Source organism: Maribacter algicola (assembly GCF_003933245.1).
Lineage (GTDB): Bacteria > Bacteroidota > Bacteroidia > Flavobacteriales > Flavobacteriaceae > Maribacter > Maribacter algicola.
This window is the reverse complement of sequence record NZ_QUSX01000001.1, coordinates 295012-310133: the sequence shown is the minus strand read 5'-3', so window position 1 is coordinate 310133 and position 15122 is coordinate 295012. Positions and strand designations below refer to the sequence as shown.

21 protein-coding genes are annotated in these 15122 nt (G+C 40.1%); all 21 read left to right on the top strand.

Annotated elements, in window-relative coordinates:
- Positions 1–2 precede the first annotated feature (2 nt).
- The 21 genes from rplE (at position 3) to DZC72_RS01230 (ending at position 15121) form a co-directional block, all read left to right on the top strand.
- Complete coding sequence (rplE, locus tag DZC72_RS01330) at positions 3–554, top strand: 50S ribosomal protein L5 (RefSeq protein ID WP_099546262.1); 552 nt, start codon at positions 3–5, stop codon at positions 552–554.
- A 1-nt stretch (position 555) separates the two neighbouring features.
- Positions 556–825, top strand: coding sequence for a 30S ribosomal protein S14 (gene rpsN, locus DZC72_RS01325; RefSeq protein ID WP_099546261.1), 270 nt, complete (start codon positions 556–558; stop codon positions 823–825).
- Between the two features lie 68 nt (positions 826–893).
- On the top strand, positions 894–1292 hold the full coding sequence (gene rpsH, locus DZC72_RS01320; RefSeq protein WP_099546260.1) for a 30S ribosomal protein S8: 399 nt from the start codon (positions 894–896) through the stop codon (positions 1290–1292).
- Between the two features lie 20 nt (positions 1293–1312).
- Positions 1313–1855: a 50S ribosomal protein L6 gene (gene rplF, locus DZC72_RS01315; RefSeq protein WP_094995998.1), complete on the top strand. Its 543-nt coding sequence runs from the start codon at positions 1313–1315 to the stop codon at positions 1853–1855.
- Positions 1856–1865: 10 nt separating this feature from the next.
- Positions 1866–2222, top strand: a complete 357-nt coding sequence (gene rplR / locus DZC72_RS01310) for a 50S ribosomal protein L18 (protein WP_125221124.1) — start codon at positions 1866–1868, stop codon at positions 2220–2222.
- A gap of 9 nt (positions 2223–2231) precedes the next feature.
- Positions 2232–2756, top strand: coding sequence for a 30S ribosomal protein S5 (gene rpsE / locus DZC72_RS01305; protein ID WP_099546257.1), 525 nt, complete (start codon positions 2232–2234; stop codon positions 2754–2756).
- An 11-nt stretch (positions 2757–2767) separates the two neighbouring features.
- Positions 2768–2947, top strand: a complete 180-nt coding sequence (gene rpmD, locus DZC72_RS01300; RefSeq protein WP_099546256.1) for a 50S ribosomal protein L30 — start codon at positions 2768–2770, stop codon at positions 2945–2947.
- Positions 2948–2958: 11 nt separating this feature from the next.
- Positions 2959–3411, top strand: a complete 453-nt coding sequence (gene rplO / locus DZC72_RS01295) for a 50S ribosomal protein L15 (protein WP_125221123.1) — start codon at positions 2959–2961, stop codon at positions 3409–3411.
- A 14-nt stretch (positions 3412–3425) separates the two neighbouring features.
- Positions 3426–4769, top strand: a complete 1344-nt coding sequence (secY, locus tag DZC72_RS01290) for a preprotein translocase subunit SecY (protein ID WP_125221122.1) — start codon at positions 3426–3428, stop codon at positions 4767–4769.
- Between the two features lie 3 nt (positions 4770–4772).
- Positions 4773–4988: a translation initiation factor IF-1 gene (gene infA / locus DZC72_RS01285; RefSeq protein ID WP_013751343.1), complete on the top strand. Its 216-nt coding sequence runs from the start codon at positions 4773–4775 to the stop codon at positions 4986–4988.
- Positions 4989–5081: 93 nt separating this feature from the next.
- Positions 5082–5198, top strand: a complete 117-nt coding sequence (gene ykgO / locus DZC72_RS01280; protein ID WP_013305171.1) for a type B 50S ribosomal protein L36 — start codon at positions 5082–5084, stop codon at positions 5196–5198.
- 2 nt (positions 5199–5200) lie between these two features.
- A complete protein-coding gene (gene rpsM, locus DZC72_RS01275) occupies positions 5201–5575 on the top strand; it encodes a 30S ribosomal protein S13 (protein WP_125221121.1) in 375 nt (124 codons plus the stop codon).
- Between the two features lie 111 nt (positions 5576–5686).
- The gene (rpsK, locus tag DZC72_RS01270) at positions 5687–6079 is read left to right on the top strand and encodes a 30S ribosomal protein S11 (protein WP_099546252.1); all 393 of its coding nucleotides are present in this window, start codon (positions 5687–5689) and stop codon (positions 6077–6079) included.
- A 93-nt stretch (positions 6080–6172) separates the two neighbouring features.
- Complete coding sequence (gene rpsD / locus DZC72_RS01265) at positions 6173–6778, top strand: 30S ribosomal protein S4 (protein ID WP_099546251.1); 606 nt, start codon at positions 6173–6175, stop codon at positions 6776–6778.
- Positions 6779–6797: 19 nt separating this feature from the next.
- On the top strand, positions 6798–7790 hold the full coding sequence (locus tag DZC72_RS01260; protein WP_125221120.1) for a DNA-directed RNA polymerase subunit alpha: 993 nt from the start codon (positions 6798–6800) through the stop codon (positions 7788–7790).
- A gap of 74 nt (positions 7791–7864) precedes the next feature.
- A complete protein-coding gene (rplQ, locus tag DZC72_RS01255; protein ID WP_125221119.1) occupies positions 7865–8452 on the top strand; it encodes a 50S ribosomal protein L17 in 588 nt (195 codons plus the stop codon).
- A 96-nt stretch (positions 8453–8548) separates the two neighbouring features.
- On the top strand, positions 8549–9676 hold the full coding sequence (carA, locus tag DZC72_RS01250; protein WP_125221118.1) for a glutamine-hydrolyzing carbamoyl-phosphate synthase small subunit: 1128 nt from the start codon (positions 8549–8551) through the stop codon (positions 9674–9676).
- Between the two features lie 107 nt (positions 9677–9783).
- Positions 9784–11076 carry a phosphopyruvate hydratase gene (eno, locus tag DZC72_RS01245; RefSeq protein WP_125221117.1) on the top strand — a complete coding sequence of 431 codons (1293 nt, stop codon included), beginning with the start codon at positions 9784–9786 and terminating at the stop codon, positions 11074–11076.
- A 105-nt stretch (positions 11077–11181) separates the two neighbouring features.
- Positions 11182–12717, top strand: coding sequence for a glycogen synthase (locus DZC72_RS01240; protein ID WP_125221116.1), 1536 nt, complete (start codon positions 11182–11184; stop codon positions 12715–12717).
- 116 nt (positions 12718–12833) lie between these two features.
- Positions 12834–14120 carry a citrate synthase gene (locus tag DZC72_RS01235; RefSeq protein WP_125221115.1) on the top strand — a complete coding sequence of 429 codons (1287 nt, stop codon included), beginning with the start codon at positions 12834–12836 and terminating at the stop codon, positions 14118–14120.
- Between the two features lie 89 nt (positions 14121–14209).
- A complete protein-coding gene (locus tag DZC72_RS01230) occupies positions 14210–15121 on the top strand; it encodes a dimethylarginine dimethylaminohydrolase family protein (RefSeq protein WP_125221114.1) in 912 nt (303 codons plus the stop codon).
- Position 15122: the final 1 nt, after the last annotated feature.

Genomic DNA, 15122 nt, shown 5'->3' with positions numbered 1-15122 from the left:
TTATGGCTTACGTTGCAAGATTAAAGAAAGAATATAAGGACCGTGTTATAGCGGCCTTGACCGAAGAATTTGGTTACAAAAACGTAATGCAAGTTCCAAAATTGGAAAAAATTGTGGTAAGTAGGGGTGTTGGTGCCGCTGTTGCCGATAAAAAGCTCATTGACCATGCTGTTGATGAGATGACTATGATTACAGGTCAAAAGGCGGTTGCAACAATTTCTAAGAAGGACGTTGCTGCTTTTAAACTAAGAAAAGGAATGCCAATTGGTGCCAAGGTTACATTACGTGGAGATCGTATGTACGAATTTTTGGATAGGTTGGTTACTTCCGCGCTTCCTAGGGTTCGAGATTTTCAAGGTATCAAAGCTACCGGTTTTGATGGACGCGGTAATTATAACCTAGGAATTACGGAACAGATTATCTTCCCGGAGATCAATATTGATAAAATCAATAGAATTAACGGGATGGATGTGACATTTGTTACCTCTGCCGAAACGGACAAGGAAGCAAAATCATTATTAACAGAATTAGGATTACCTTTTAAAAAGAACTAGAATGGCTAAAGAATCAATGAAGGCCCGCGAGAGAAAAAGGGCGAAGACTGTAGCTAAATATGCTGAAAAACGCAAAGCTCTAAAGGAAGCTGGCGATTATGAAGCATTACAGAAATTGCCAAAAAATGCCTCTCCAGTACGTATGCACAATAGATGCAAGTTAACTGGAAGACCAAAAGGTTATATGAGGACTTTTGGAATCTCTCGGGTAATGTTCAGGGAAATGGCAAACCAAGGTTTGATACCCGGTGTTAAAAAGGCCAGCTGGTAGAATAATAGGATTAATAACTGGTTTCAGGTTTAGCATGAAGCTAAAAACCGTCACCGAATTATATATAAATGGTAACAGATACTATAGCAGATTATTTAACGAGAGTTAGGAACGCAAGTAGGGCAGGGCACAGGGTTGTTGAAATCCCAGCGTCCAATCTAAAAAAGGAAATTACTAAAATATTATTCGATCAAGGGTATATTTTAAGTTACAAGTTTGAGGAGGACAAAGTTCAAGGTACCATTAAAATTGCCTTGAAATATGATAAGGTGACGAAGGAACCTGTAATAAAAAAGATACAACGTATCAGTAAGCCTGGTTTAAGAAAATACTCCTCCAACGATAATTTGCCAAGGGTCCTTAATGGATTGGGTATTGCAATTGTCTCAACGTCGCATGGTGTCATGACAAGTAAGCAAGCCAAGGCCGAGAATGTTGGTGGTGAGGTTTTATGCTACGTATATTAATAGAATTAAAGAGTTAGAAGATGTCTAGAATAGGAAATAATCCGATAGCGATTCCAGAAGGAGTAACGATAGAGGTCAAGGACAACGAAATTACCGTAAAAGGTAAGTTGGGAGAATTGACCCAAGATTTCTCTGGTGTCGAAGTTAAAATAGAAGACGGGCAGGCTTGGGTAACAAGACCATCTGATTCTAAGGAGCATAAAGCAAAACACGGTCTTTACCGAGCTTTGATATTGAATATGGTCAAAGGGGTTTCCCAAGGGTGGACCAAGGAGTTGGAATTGGTAGGTGTAGGTTACCGTGCCAGTAATCAAGGTCAAAAACTGGATTTGGCCTTAGGTTTTTCGCATAATATCGTTTTTGATCTAGCCCCGGAGGTTAAGGTCGAAACAATTTCGGAAAAAGGAAAGAACCCTATAGTTAAATTAACTTCTCACGACAAGCAGTTGGTTGGGCACATAGCGGCAAAGATTAGATCCTTCCGTAAGCCTGAACCTTACAAAGGAAAAGGGGTCAAATTTGTTGGTGAACAATTAAGAAGAAAAGCAGGTAAATCGGCTTAATAAAAGTATTATGGGATTATCAAAAACACAAAGAAAGTATAGAATTCGAAGGAGAATCCGTAAGGTTTCCAATGGAACCGCCGAAAGGCCAAGATTGTCTGTTTTTAGAAGTAACAGTGAAATCTATGCACAATTGATAGACGATGAAAAAGGAGTTACTTTGGCGGCTGCTTCCTCAAGGGATAAGGATATAGCATCCAAAAAGGGAAACAAGACCGAAATTGCCGCTTTGGTAGGAAAGGCTATAGCAGAAAAGTCAAAGGCTGCCGGCATAGAAAAGGTTGCATTTGATAGGGGTGGAAATCTCTACCATGGTAGGGTAAAGTCCTTGGCCGATGGTGCAAGGGAAGCAGGTTTAAAATTCTAAATAAAAGGTATGTTCCAAAAGTACAAAAACGTAGAAACAGTCAAACCAGGAGGTTTAGATTTAAAAGATAGATTGGTAGGCGTTCAGCGTGTTACCAAAGTTACGAAAGGTGGTAGGGCATTTGGTTTTTCTGCTATAGTAGTTGTTGGTGATGAGAATGGTGTTGTAGGTCACGGTCTTGGAAAATCTAAAGAAGTTGCAACGGCAATCGCAAAGGCAATCGAAGACGGAAAAAAGAACTTGATTCGCATTCCACTGAACAAAGGTACCTTACCACATGAACAAAAGGGTAAATATGGTGGAGCACGTGTTTATATACAGCCAGCTTCGCATGGTACCGGAGTAATTGCCGGTGGCGCTGTAAGAGCCGTATTGGAAGCCGTTGGTGTACATGATGTATTATCTAAATCTCAAGGGTCTTCAAACCCTCATAATGTGGTAAAGGCAACATTTGACGCTTTATTGCAATTAAGGGACGCCAAGACAATTTCAGAACAACGAGGTATTTCCTTGGAGAAGGTATTTAAAGGTTAAGAGAGTTTATTATGGCAAAGATTAAAGTAAAACAAGTGAAGAGCGGTATTAAAAAACCTCAGAACCAGAAAAGGACTTTGGCGGCTCTTGGACTAAAAAGAATAGGACAGGTTGTTGAGCATGATGCAACACCTAATATTCTTGGAATGATAAATAAAGTTAAACATTTAGTTTCAACTGAAGAAGCTTAAATATCTATATAATGAACTTAAGTAATCTAAAACCTGCAGAAGGTTCCGTAAATAGGGATGGTAAACGTTTAGGTAGAGGACAAGGCTCTGGAAAGGGAGGCACTGCTGCAAGAGGGCATAAGGGTGCAAAATCTAGATCTGGTTACTCAAAGAAAATCGGATTTGAAGGAGGACAAATGCCATTGCAGAGACGAGTTCCCAAGTTTGGTTTTACCAATATTAACAGAAAGGAATATAAAGGAATTAACCTTAATAAATTGCAGGAGCTTGTAGATGCCAAAGTAATTAAGGATACAGTTTCCTTTGATACCCTGGTGGAGATAGGTGCGGTGGGTAAAAACGATTTGGTTAAGATTTTAGGAGGTGGCGAAATAAAAACTGCCCTTAAAGTATCTGTACATAAATTTACTGCTTCGGCAAAAGCTGCTATTGAAGCTGCAGGTGGTGAAGCAATAAGTTTATAAGTATAAGCGGGAACATGAAGAAATTTATCGATACAATATCCAATATTTGGAAGATAGAAGAGCTTAGGAATAGAATTATTATTACTCTAGGCCTTCTATTGGTTTATAGATTTGGTTGTCAAATTGTTCTTCCTGGTATAGATTCCACACAGTTGGGTGGATTGGCTGATGGTACGGACCAAGGTATTTTTGGGCTTTTAAATGCATTTACGGGAGGGGCTTTCGCCAATGCTTCCATATTCGCATTGGGCATCATGCCATATATATCGGCCTCAATCGTTGTCCAATTAATGGGTATTGCAATACCTTACCTGCAAAAATTGCAAAAGGAGGGAGAAAGTGGAAGGAAGACAATCAATCAAATTACGCGCTGGTTGACCATTGGTATTTGTATTGTTCAAGCTCCTGCTTACCTTTACGGTTTAGGGGCATTTGGTGTTCCTGATACTGCTTTTGTACTTGGAAAGGGACTGGACTTTATGATACCAGCGGTAATCATATTGGTATCGGGCTGTGTATTCGCTATGTGGTTGGGAGAAAAGATTACGGATAAAGGTATTGGTAATGGTATCTCATTATTGATTATGATAGGCATTATAGCAACCATGCCACAGTCATTTGTCCAGGAATTCGTTTCAAGGACTACCAACAATAATGGAGGATTAATGTTCATACTAATTGAGGTAATCGTATGGTTCCTTGTAATTTTGGCCAGTGTTCTGTTGGTTATGGCAACGCGACAAATACCGGTGCAGTATGCCAGAAGAACGGCTTCAGGCGGATATGAAAAAAATGTCATGGGAGCTAGGCAATATATTCCCTTGAAGCTTAATGCCTCAGGAGTAATGCCCATTATTTTCGCTCAGGCTATTATGTTCGTTCCTGGTTTGATAGGTCAATCTTTTGACGATACGTCGTTTGGTCAGTGGATGCAAGTTCAATTTGCCGATATTTTTGGATGGGCCTATAATTTATTGTTCGCCTTCCTTATTATCATATTTACCTATTTCTATACAGCTATTACCGTACCTACGAATAAGATGGCAGATGATTTGAAACGTAGTGGCGGTTTTATTCCAGGAATTAGACCTGGAAAGGAAACTGGCGATTATTTGGATAAAATAATGTCTTTAATTACGTTACCTGGATCTATATTTTTAGCTTTGCTGGCCGTTTTACCGGCAATTGTGGTGAAATTATTGGATGTACAGGCTGGATGGGCACTTTTTTACGGTGGTACCTCTTTATTGATTATGGTAGGTGTGGCAATTGATACTGTACAACAGGTGAATTCGTATCTTTTGAATAGGCATTATGACGGATTGATGAAAACCGGAAAAAATAGAAAAGTAGCATAGTTTATGGCTAAACAAGCAGCGATAGAACAAGATGGATCCATTATTGAAGCATTGTCTAATGCAATGTTCAGGGTGGAATTGGAAAATGGACATGTAGTTACGGCGCATATTTCAGGTAAGATGCGCATGCATTATATAAAGTTGTTGCCTGGAGACAAGGTTAAATTGGAAATGAGTCCGTACGACCTTAGTAAAGCAAGAATTACTTATAGATACTAAGATAGTAAGATGAAACCTACTATTTGCTTAGCTCCATTTTAGGCTTGGTTAAAGGAGGTTACATGTGACAATAGAGAGAATAAAGATTAACACATGAAAGTAAGAGCATCAGTAAAAAAGAGAAGCGCCGACTGCAAAATCGTTCGCAGAAAAGGCAGATTGTACGTAATCAACAAAAAGAATCCTAGATTTAAACAAAGACAAGGGTAGTTATGGCAAGAATCGCGGGTATAGATATACCAAAACAAAAGAGGGGCGTAATCGCCTTGACCTATATTTACGGAATAGGAAGAAGCAGGGCCAAGGAAATTTTGGAGAAGGCCCAAGTTAGTGAGGATACAAAGGTTTCTGACTGGAACGATGATGAAATAGGTCGTATTAGGGAAGCCGTTTCTTTCTATACAATTGAAGGTGAGTTACGTTCAGAAATTCAGTTGAATATTAAGCGATTAATGGATATTGGATGTTACAGAGGTATACGTCATAGGTCTGGCTTGCCATTAAGAGGACAACGTACCAAGAATAACTCTAGGACAAGAAAAGGTAAGAGAAAAACAGTTGCTAACAAGAAGAAAGCTACTAAATAATAAAAATAGAATAGTAGTCATTAGTATTTAGACGTTAGAAGAATCTGTTTGAAATGTAAAAGTCTAGGATTCCAATAACTAAAAACTAACAACTAGAAACTAAAATTTAATATGGCAAAGGCAAATACGAAAGTAGTTAAAAAGCGTAAAGTTATTGTTGATTCCGTGGGAGAGGCACACATAAATGCTTCATTCAATAATATTATCATTTCTTTGACGAATAAGAAAGGTGATGTTATTTCTTGGTCATCAGCAGGTAAATTGGGATTTAGGGGTTCCAAGAAGAATACCCCATATGCGGCTCAGGTTGCGGCTGAAGATTGTTCAAAAGTTGCACATGAAGCAGGTTTGCGTAAAGTGAAGGTATATGTTAAGGGTCCTGGAAATGGAAGGGAATCCGCTATACGTTCCATACACAATTCAGGAATCGAAGTAACTGAAATTATCGACGTTACGCCAATGCCACACAATGGATGTAGGCCTCCAAAAAGAAGAAGGGTTTAATCGAAAAACTATAAATAAATTTCACCGAAGGTGTAATTACGATTATCGAAGGATAAGCCTTAATTCATAATCCCACCTTCATAATTTTAGAAAATGGCAAGATACACAGGACCTAAATCAAAAATCGCCCGTAAATTTGGTGAGGCGATATTCGGGGACGACAAGTCCTTTGAAAAGAAAAATTACCCTCCAGGACAACATGGAAGTAACAGACGTAGAGGAAAACAGTCTGAGTACTCCGTTCAGTTGATGGAAAAACAAAAAGCAAAATATACCTACGGTATACTTGAAAAGCAATTTAGAAACCTTTTCGCCACCGCTAAGAGGAAAGAGGGGGTTACGGGCGAGATCCTTTTGCAATTGTGCGAAAGCCGCTTGGACAACGTGGTGTTTAGAATGGGAATTTCCCCATCTAGAAGTGGCGCAAGACAACTGGTTTCCCACAGACATATTACGGTTAATGGAGATATTGTAAATATCCCTTCCTATACATTAAAAGCAGGTGACGTTGTGGGTGTTAGGGAAAAATCCAAGTCTTTACAGAGCATTCAAGATTCCCTTTCGGCAAACAGTAGTGTTTACGAATGGATAACTTGGAACAGTGAGAAGAAGGAGGGAACATTTGTTTCCGTTCCTGAAAGACTTCAGATTCCTGAAAACATCAAAGAACAATTAATCGTCGAGCTTTATTCTAAATAAAAACAACACTGATCCAATTATGGCATTATTTAATTTTCAGAAACCCGATAAAGTAATAATGATCGATTCCTCAGACTTCGAAGGAAAATTCGAATTTCGTCCTTTGGAGCCTGGTTATGGATTAACTGTTGGGAATGCACTTAGAAGGGTGTTGCTTTCTTCCTTGGAAGGCCATGCCATTACATCCGTGAGGATTGATAAAGTAGAACACGAGTTCTCCGTTATTTCGGGTGTTGTAGAGGATGTAACCGAAATTATCCTGAACTTGAAACAAGTCCGTTTCAAGAAGCAAATAGAAGATTCGGAAGCTGAAGTTGTATCAATTTCAGTAAGTGGAAAAGAACAGTTGACGGCTGGGGATTTCCAAAAATTCATTTCAGGTTATCAAGTGCTGAATCCAGACTTAGTAATTTGCAATATGGATCCCAAGATCAGCATCAATATGGAAATTACCATAGATAAAGGTAGGGGATATGTTCCGGCAGAGGAAAATAAGAAATCAGGGGCACCAATAGGAACGATAGCTGTGGATTCTATATTTACACCGATCAAGAATGTAAAATATAGCATTGAGAACTATCGTGTGGAACAAAAGACCGACTATGAAAAATTGGTTTTCGAAATCGTATCTGATGGTTCCATTCATCCTAAGGACGCTTTGACCGAAGCAGCCAAGGTCTTGATACATCATTTCATGTTATTCTCCGATGAGCGTATTACGCTTGAAGCGGATGAAATCGCTCAAACAGAGACCTATGATGAGGAATCGCTGCATATGAGACAATTGTTGAAGACTAAATTGGTAGATATGGATCTATCGGTACGTGCCTTGAACTGTTTAAAGGCTGCGGAGGTAGATACTTTGGGGGATTTGGTTTCCTTCAACAAGAATGATTTGATGAAGTTCAGAAACTTCGGAAAAAAATCCTTGACGGAGCTAGAGGAGTTGGTAATCAACAAAGGTCTAAGCTTTGGAATGGATTTATCAAAATATAAATTAGATAAGGATTAATTAATCATATTTTGCTCTCCCTCCCTCAAAACGATAGGGATTGGGATTTGGTAGCAAGATGATACTGTAATAACATGAGACACGGAAAAAAAGTTAACCATTTAGGAAGAAAATCTGCCCATAGAAAGGCTATGTTGGCAAATATGGCTTGTTCTTTGATCGAGCATAAGCGAATTAATACAACCGTAGCCAAGGCGAAGGCCTTGAAGCAGTTTGTGGAGCCCTTGATCACAAAGTCCAAGGCTGAAAACAATCAAACTGCTGAAAAGGGTACCCACAATAGGCGTATCGTATTCAAAAACCTTCGCGATAAATATGCCGTAAACGAACTTTTCAGTGTAGTATCCGAAAAAGTAGCGGATAGACCCGGTGGTTACACAAGGATTATCAAACTAGGAAACAGATTGGGGGATAACGCGGATATGGCCATGATCGAGTTGGTAGATTTCAATGAACTTTACAACGCTGGTAAACCTAAGAAAAAGTCAACTAGAAGAAGTAGAAGAGGTGGTAAAAGTTCTGGTTCTGAAGCTGTAAAAGCTGATGAAACTGAAGTTACGCAACCAGTTGCCGAAGAAGCCGCTCCAGAAGTTGAGGCAAAACCGGAGAATGAATCACAACCTGAAGCCGAGGTTAAAAAGGAGGATGATTCAAAAGAGTAAAATGTCAATAAAAATTGATAATTATAAAAGGATAGGCCTTACAGCCTATCCTTTTTTTATGTTTTTTTGTGAACGGATAAAAAGTAAAGGAATAGCATGAAGTATCAAGCCAAAAAGAAAGCTTTAATTTTATTAGCCGACGGGACCATTTTTTATGGAAAATCCGTAGGAGACAAAGATGGAACCGCTTTCGGGGAAGTCTGTTTCAATACCGGTATGACAGGATATCAGGAAATTTTTACAGACCCCTCTTATTTTGGGCAACTAATGGTGACAACCAATGCCCATATTGGAAATTACGGAACAAACTCCGATGAGGTGGAATCCGAAACAATAAAAATTGCCGGATTGATATGTAGAAACTTTAGCTATGAATATTCCCGTCCCTTGGCCGATGCAAGCCTAAAGGAATTTTTGGATAAGAACAACCTATTTGCGATCTCAGATGTGGATACAAGGGCGTTGGTCAGTTATATCCGCGACAATGGTGCGATGAACGCTGTGATTTCTACTGAAGTGGATAATATTCCCGAGTTAAAAAAGCAACTGGAAAAAGTCCCTAGTATGGAAGGCTTGGAACTGGCCTCAAAAGTTTCTACCAAAGAACCATATTTTTTTGGAGATGCTTCTGCGCCAATCAAAATCGCGGCTTTGGATATTGGAATAAAGAGAAATATACTTCGGAATTTAGAAAAACGAGGCGCATACATTAAAGTATTTCCGTACAACACCACTTTTTCTAAAATGTCTAATTGGAATCCGGATGCCTATTTTATTTCAAACGGTCCTGGTGACCCGGAACCTTTAAGCGAAGCGATTCAAGTTGCCAAGGAGATCATAAAAACGGACAAACCTCTGTTTGGGATCTGTTTGGGCCACCAGGTCATCGCATTGGCCAATGGAGTTTCTACATATAAGATGCATAATGGTCATAGGGGTATCAACCATCCCATCTTGAATTTACTAACCGGGAAGGGGGAAATTACCTCGCAAAACCATGGATTTGCGATCAACCGGGAGGAAACGGAGGCCAATCAGGATTTAGAAATTACCCATGTGCATTTAAATGATCAAACCGTGGCCGGAATCCGTATGAAAAACAAGGACGTCTTTTCCGTACAATATCACCCGGAAGCCAGCCCTGGACCCCATGATGCGGACTATCTTTTTGATGATTTTTTCAAGTTGATTGAGAAAACATCAAAACAATCCACAGAAGTTTAAAAAATCGTTATATTATGTGGAATAGAAAGGATCATTTTAGCAATGTGGTGCTAACGTTCGTATCTTTATCCATCAATTTTCAAACAAGTTATTAAAGAAAATATCAAATGAGTATCATATTAAGCGTTCACGCAAGACAAATTTTAGATTCAAGAGGAAACCCAACGGTTGAGGTAGATGTAATTACGGAAAATGGAGTCATAGGGAGGGCCGCAGTCCCTTCTGGGGCTTCCACGGGAGAGCATGAAGCGGTTGAACTTCGTGATGGAGGAAAGACCTTTATGGGCAAAGGAGTTATGAAGGCCGTTGAAAACGTTAATACGGTCATCGCAGAGGAAATATTGGGAATGTCCGTTTTCGAGCAAAACCTTTTGGATCAGACCATGATTGATTTGGACGGTACTCCCAACAAATCCAAATTAGGGGCCAACGCTATTTTAGGGGTATCCCTAGCTGCGGCAAAGGCCGCTGCCAATGAATTGGGCTTGTCCCTATTCAGATATGTAGGTGGCGTAAGTGCCAATACCTTACCTGTTCCCATGATGAACATAATTAATGGAGGGTCCCATTCAGATGCCCCAATTGCTTTTCAGGAGTTTATGATCATGCCCGTAAAGGCTAAAAGTTTCTCCCATGCTATGCAGATGGGTACGGAAATCTTCCATAATCTTAAAAAGGTTTTACATGATAGGGGATTGAGTACCGCAGTGGGTGATGAGGGTGGATTTGCACCCAATCTTGCCGGGGGAACCGAGGATGCTTTGGATACCATTGCAAAGGCGGTTGAGAAAGCCGGTTATAAATTAGGGGATGAGGTTATGATTGCCTTGGATTGTGCCTCTGCGGAATTCTACGTGAACGGAGCCTATGACTATACCAAGTTTGAAGGAAGTAAAGGTGTGGTAAGGACCTCTGAGGAACAGGCACAATATTTGGCGGATTTGACCGAGAAATATCCTATTATTTCCATTGAGGATGGCATGGACGAAAACGATTGGGATGGATGGAAAGCCCTAACGGAAAAAATAGGGGATAAGGTGCAATTGGTAGGTGATGATCTATTTGTGACCAATGTAGAACGATTGTCCACGGGAATAGAAAAGGGTATTGCCAATTCTATTTTGATTAAAGTAAACCAAATAGGTACTCTAACGGAAACTATTGCGGCCGTGAACATGGCGAAGAATGCCGGGTATACTTCAGTAATGTCCCATAGATCTGGTGAAACGGAAGATAATACCATTGCCGATTTGGCCGTAGCCTTGAATTGTGGTCAAATCAAAACAGGTTCCGCCTCCAGATCGGACCGTATGGCCAAGTATAACCAATTATTACGAATTGAGGAGGAATTGGGAAGTATGGCCTACTATCCTCAGAAAAAGGCATTTAAGATAAAATAAAGATGTTACCAGGTAAAAGGCTTTCTTTTTAGAGAGCCTTTTTTTTTGGAACAGTCTAAAACTTTAATTACCTTTTCTAAGTTATCAATCCCCTATGTGTATTGTATGAATAATTTTCTTTTTGTATCCGCGGAAAACGACGCAATTCCTGATTGTAAGGCAGGAGGAATGGGTGATGTAGTGAGGGATGTTCCCAGGGAAATTGCCAATCGCGGTGATCGGGCCCACGTGGTAGTGCCATCGTATGGGAGGTTGCATCAGAACGGAATCTTTAAGGCGCCGTTGGAATTTATCTTAAGGGGGACTACATATGAGGCAGAGATTTATGAGGTGCTACCCAAGAAAATCATAAAGAATATTACCCATTATGTCATTCACCATCCCGAAATAAAAGAGGGTGGTATTGCCCATATTTATCATGATGATCCAACGGAGCCATTCTTCAATGACTTCGTAAAATTCATGATTTTTTCTACAGCGGTCGCCGAAGCTATAAAAATTGGGGCGTTCGGTACTTTGGATATTGTACACATGCACGATTGGCATTCCAGTGCCGTATTATTTCTAAAGGCATATCACCCCGCCTATCGCGACCTAAAAAAAATCCGATATGTTTATAGCATACATAACCTGGCGATACAGGGTATCAGACCGTTTTATAACAATTATGCCTCTGTAAACCATTGGTTTCCAGAAATCCAATTAGATCATAAGACATTGATGGATCCACGTTACCCGGACTGTATTAACTTAATGGCCGTAGGGATTCGTTTGGCGGATGCAGTGCATACGGTATCCCCATCATATAAGGAAGATGTTATGCTGCCCAGTAGACCGCCCGAGTTTATTGGCGGGGAAGGCTTGGAAAAAGATTTGCAAAAAGCGAATAATGAAGGAAGACTGTTTGGTATCTTGAATGCATCCAATTACAATAACATTAGAACCGCGGAAAAGGGAAATCTTTACAGGAATACCGTAAAGGCCTTGTTTCGTTGGTTACAGGACGAATCCAAAAAATACAAGGCTGATTTTTTGGCCCATACCGGCGAAAAGATTATGCAATACGTAGGAAACAGACCCAAGTTTATTGTTTCCAGCGTAGCCAGGTTGACGGAACAGAAATTTTATTTCCTAAAACGTTCGCCAGAGGCTTTTGAGGAAATATTAAAAAGGTTGGATCAAGTTGAGGGTATTTTTATGCTATTGGGAACCGGGAATCCGGATTATGAGGATTTGTTCCGTAAAATGAGCTACAAGCACAAGAATTTTATTTTTACCAACGGACAGTCGGAAGATCTGATCGATTCCATGTACTTGGAAACAGATCTCTACTTTATGCCAAGTTTGTTCGAGCCCTGCGGAATAAGTCAAATGTTGGCCATGAGAAACGGTAATCCTTGTTTGGTGCACCACACCGGAGGTTTGAAGGATACTGTGACCCATATGAAGACGGGTTTTGCCTTTCAGGGAAAGACCTATGACCAACAAATCAGAAATATGGTCAAGGTTTTTGACGAGGCATTGAATGTTTGGGAAAATGACAAACCCACTTGGAAACGTATTAAGGCGAATGCAAAAAAAATGCGTTTTACTTGGGAAGATTCCGTTGATGCATATTACAAAGATCTTTATTTGTTATAGGTTTTTCCGTACGCCGAACTAATTGTTAATTTTAGCCCAAAGCTCTGGGCGAAATTGTTAAAATACCCCTGTTTTCTTAACTTTACCTCTAATCGATTAACACGTAAAATATTAAAATGTCAGATAAAGCTACTTTAGAATATAATGGTAATAAATACGAGTTTCCCGTTGTTGAAGGAACGGAAAATGAACTCGCCATTGATATTAAGACCTTAAGGTCTTCTACGGGAGGGATTATTACCATAGATCCAGGATATAAGAACACGGGGTCCTGTGAAAGTGCCATCACTTTTTTAGATGGTGAAAAGGGTATTTTAAGGTATCGAGGATATTCTATTGAGGAGCTTGCGGAAAAGGCCGACTTTCTGGAAGTGGCTTATTTGCTAATATTTGGTGAACTTCCAAATGAAGAAGAGTTGGCCAAATTCCATAAGGATATTACGGATGAATCCCATGTAGATGAGGAGATGAAAAAGATTTTGGACGGATTTCCAAAATCTGCGCATCCTATGGGTGTGTTATCTTCATTGACAAGTGCCTTGATTGCCTTTAATCCTTCAACGGTGGACGTAAGTTCTGAAAAGGACATGTATCGCTCCATAGTTAGGATTTTGGCCAAGTTCCCCGTTTTGGTTGCATGGACGCTACGCAAGAAGAAGGGATTGCCGCTAGATTATGGCGATGATACCTTGGGTTATGTGGAGAACATTCATAAAATGATGTTCAAAAGACCAAATCAGGAATACAAAAAGAACAAAGTCGTTATAGATGCCTTGGATAAACTATTGATTTTACATGCAGACCACGAGCAAAACTGTTCTACTTCTACCGTGCGAATCGTAGGTTCTTCCCATGCAGGGTTGTTCGCTTCCCTGTCCGCTGGAATTTCTGCACTTTGGGGACCGTTGCACGGCGGGGCCAATCAGGCCGTATTGGAAATGTTGGAGGCCATAGAGGCGGATGGCGGTGATACCAAGAAATATATGGCCAAGGCCAAGGATAAGGAAGATCCTTTTAGGTTAATGGGCTTCGGTCACAGGGTCTATAAAAACTTTGACCCACGCGCCAAGATTATAAAGAAGGCGGCAGACGAAGTATTGGGGGATTTGGGAATACAAGATCCAATTTTGGATATCGCCAAAGGGCTTGAAAAGGAAGCCTTGGAAGACCCATACTTTGTGGATAGAAAATTATATCCCAATGTGGATTTCTACTCAGGTATTATCTACCGCGCATTGGGCATTCCCACGGAAATGTTCACGGTAATGTTTGCCTTAGGCAGGCTTCCTGGATGGATTGCCCAATGGAGAGAAATGAGATTACGAGGTGAACCTATAGGAAGACCGCGCCAAGTGTATATAGGTGAAAACCTTAGACCATTTGTAGATTTAAAATCACGTTAAGCCAATAACTGAATTCATAATGTAGAACGCCCTCTTAAAGTTTTAAGAGGGCGTTTTTTAGTCTTACCTTAGCGGTCAAAATTGATAATATGCTTAGGCTAAGTGTTAATGATGAAATTTCAAGGTTGAAGGCCGTAGTTTTGGGAACTGCAGAAAGTTGTGGGCCAATTCCCAAACCTGAGGATGCTTATGACCCAAAATCGCTAGAACATATTTTAGCAGGTACTTATCCCAAAGAGGAAGATATGATAAGGGAGATGGAGGCATTTTCAGAGGTGTTAAAAAAATACGATGTAGCCGTCTTTAGGCCAGAGGTCCTAGAAGACTGTAACCAAATATTTTCAAGGGATATCGCCTTCGTAATCGAGGATAAGCTTATTATTTCAAATATATTACCGGATAGGGAAAAGGAGGTTGAGGCCATACTTCACGTACTTGATAAGATTGAAGAGGAAAATATTTTGCATCCACCGGAAAAAGTGCATGTGGAAGGAGGTGATGTTATGCCTTGGAACGATTATATTTTTGTGGGCACTTATACTGGGGCGGATTACGCAGAACATATTACCGCAAGAACCAATGTGCATGCGGTCGAGTATTTACGTAATCAATTTCCTGGGAAAAAGGTAAAGTCCTTTGAATTGAGAAAATCCAAAAATGCCCGTGAAAATGCCTTGCATCTGGACTGTTGTTTTCAACCTTTAGGCAAGGGAATGGCCATTCTTCACAAAAATGGGTTCCTTGTTGAAGAGGAGTATCAATGGTTGGTGGATTTTTTTGGAAAGGAAAATGTTTTTGAAATTACCGCCGATGAAATGTATCACATGTTCAGCAATGTCTTTTCAATTGCACCCGATGTCGTGGTTTCGGAAAAGAACTTTACAAGGCTCAACAATTGGCTTAGGGAGCATGGTTTTACGGTGGAAGAAGTTCCATATGCCGAGATTTCCAAACAAGAAGGACTTTTAAGATGTAGTACTTTACCATTAATCAGGGAATAAT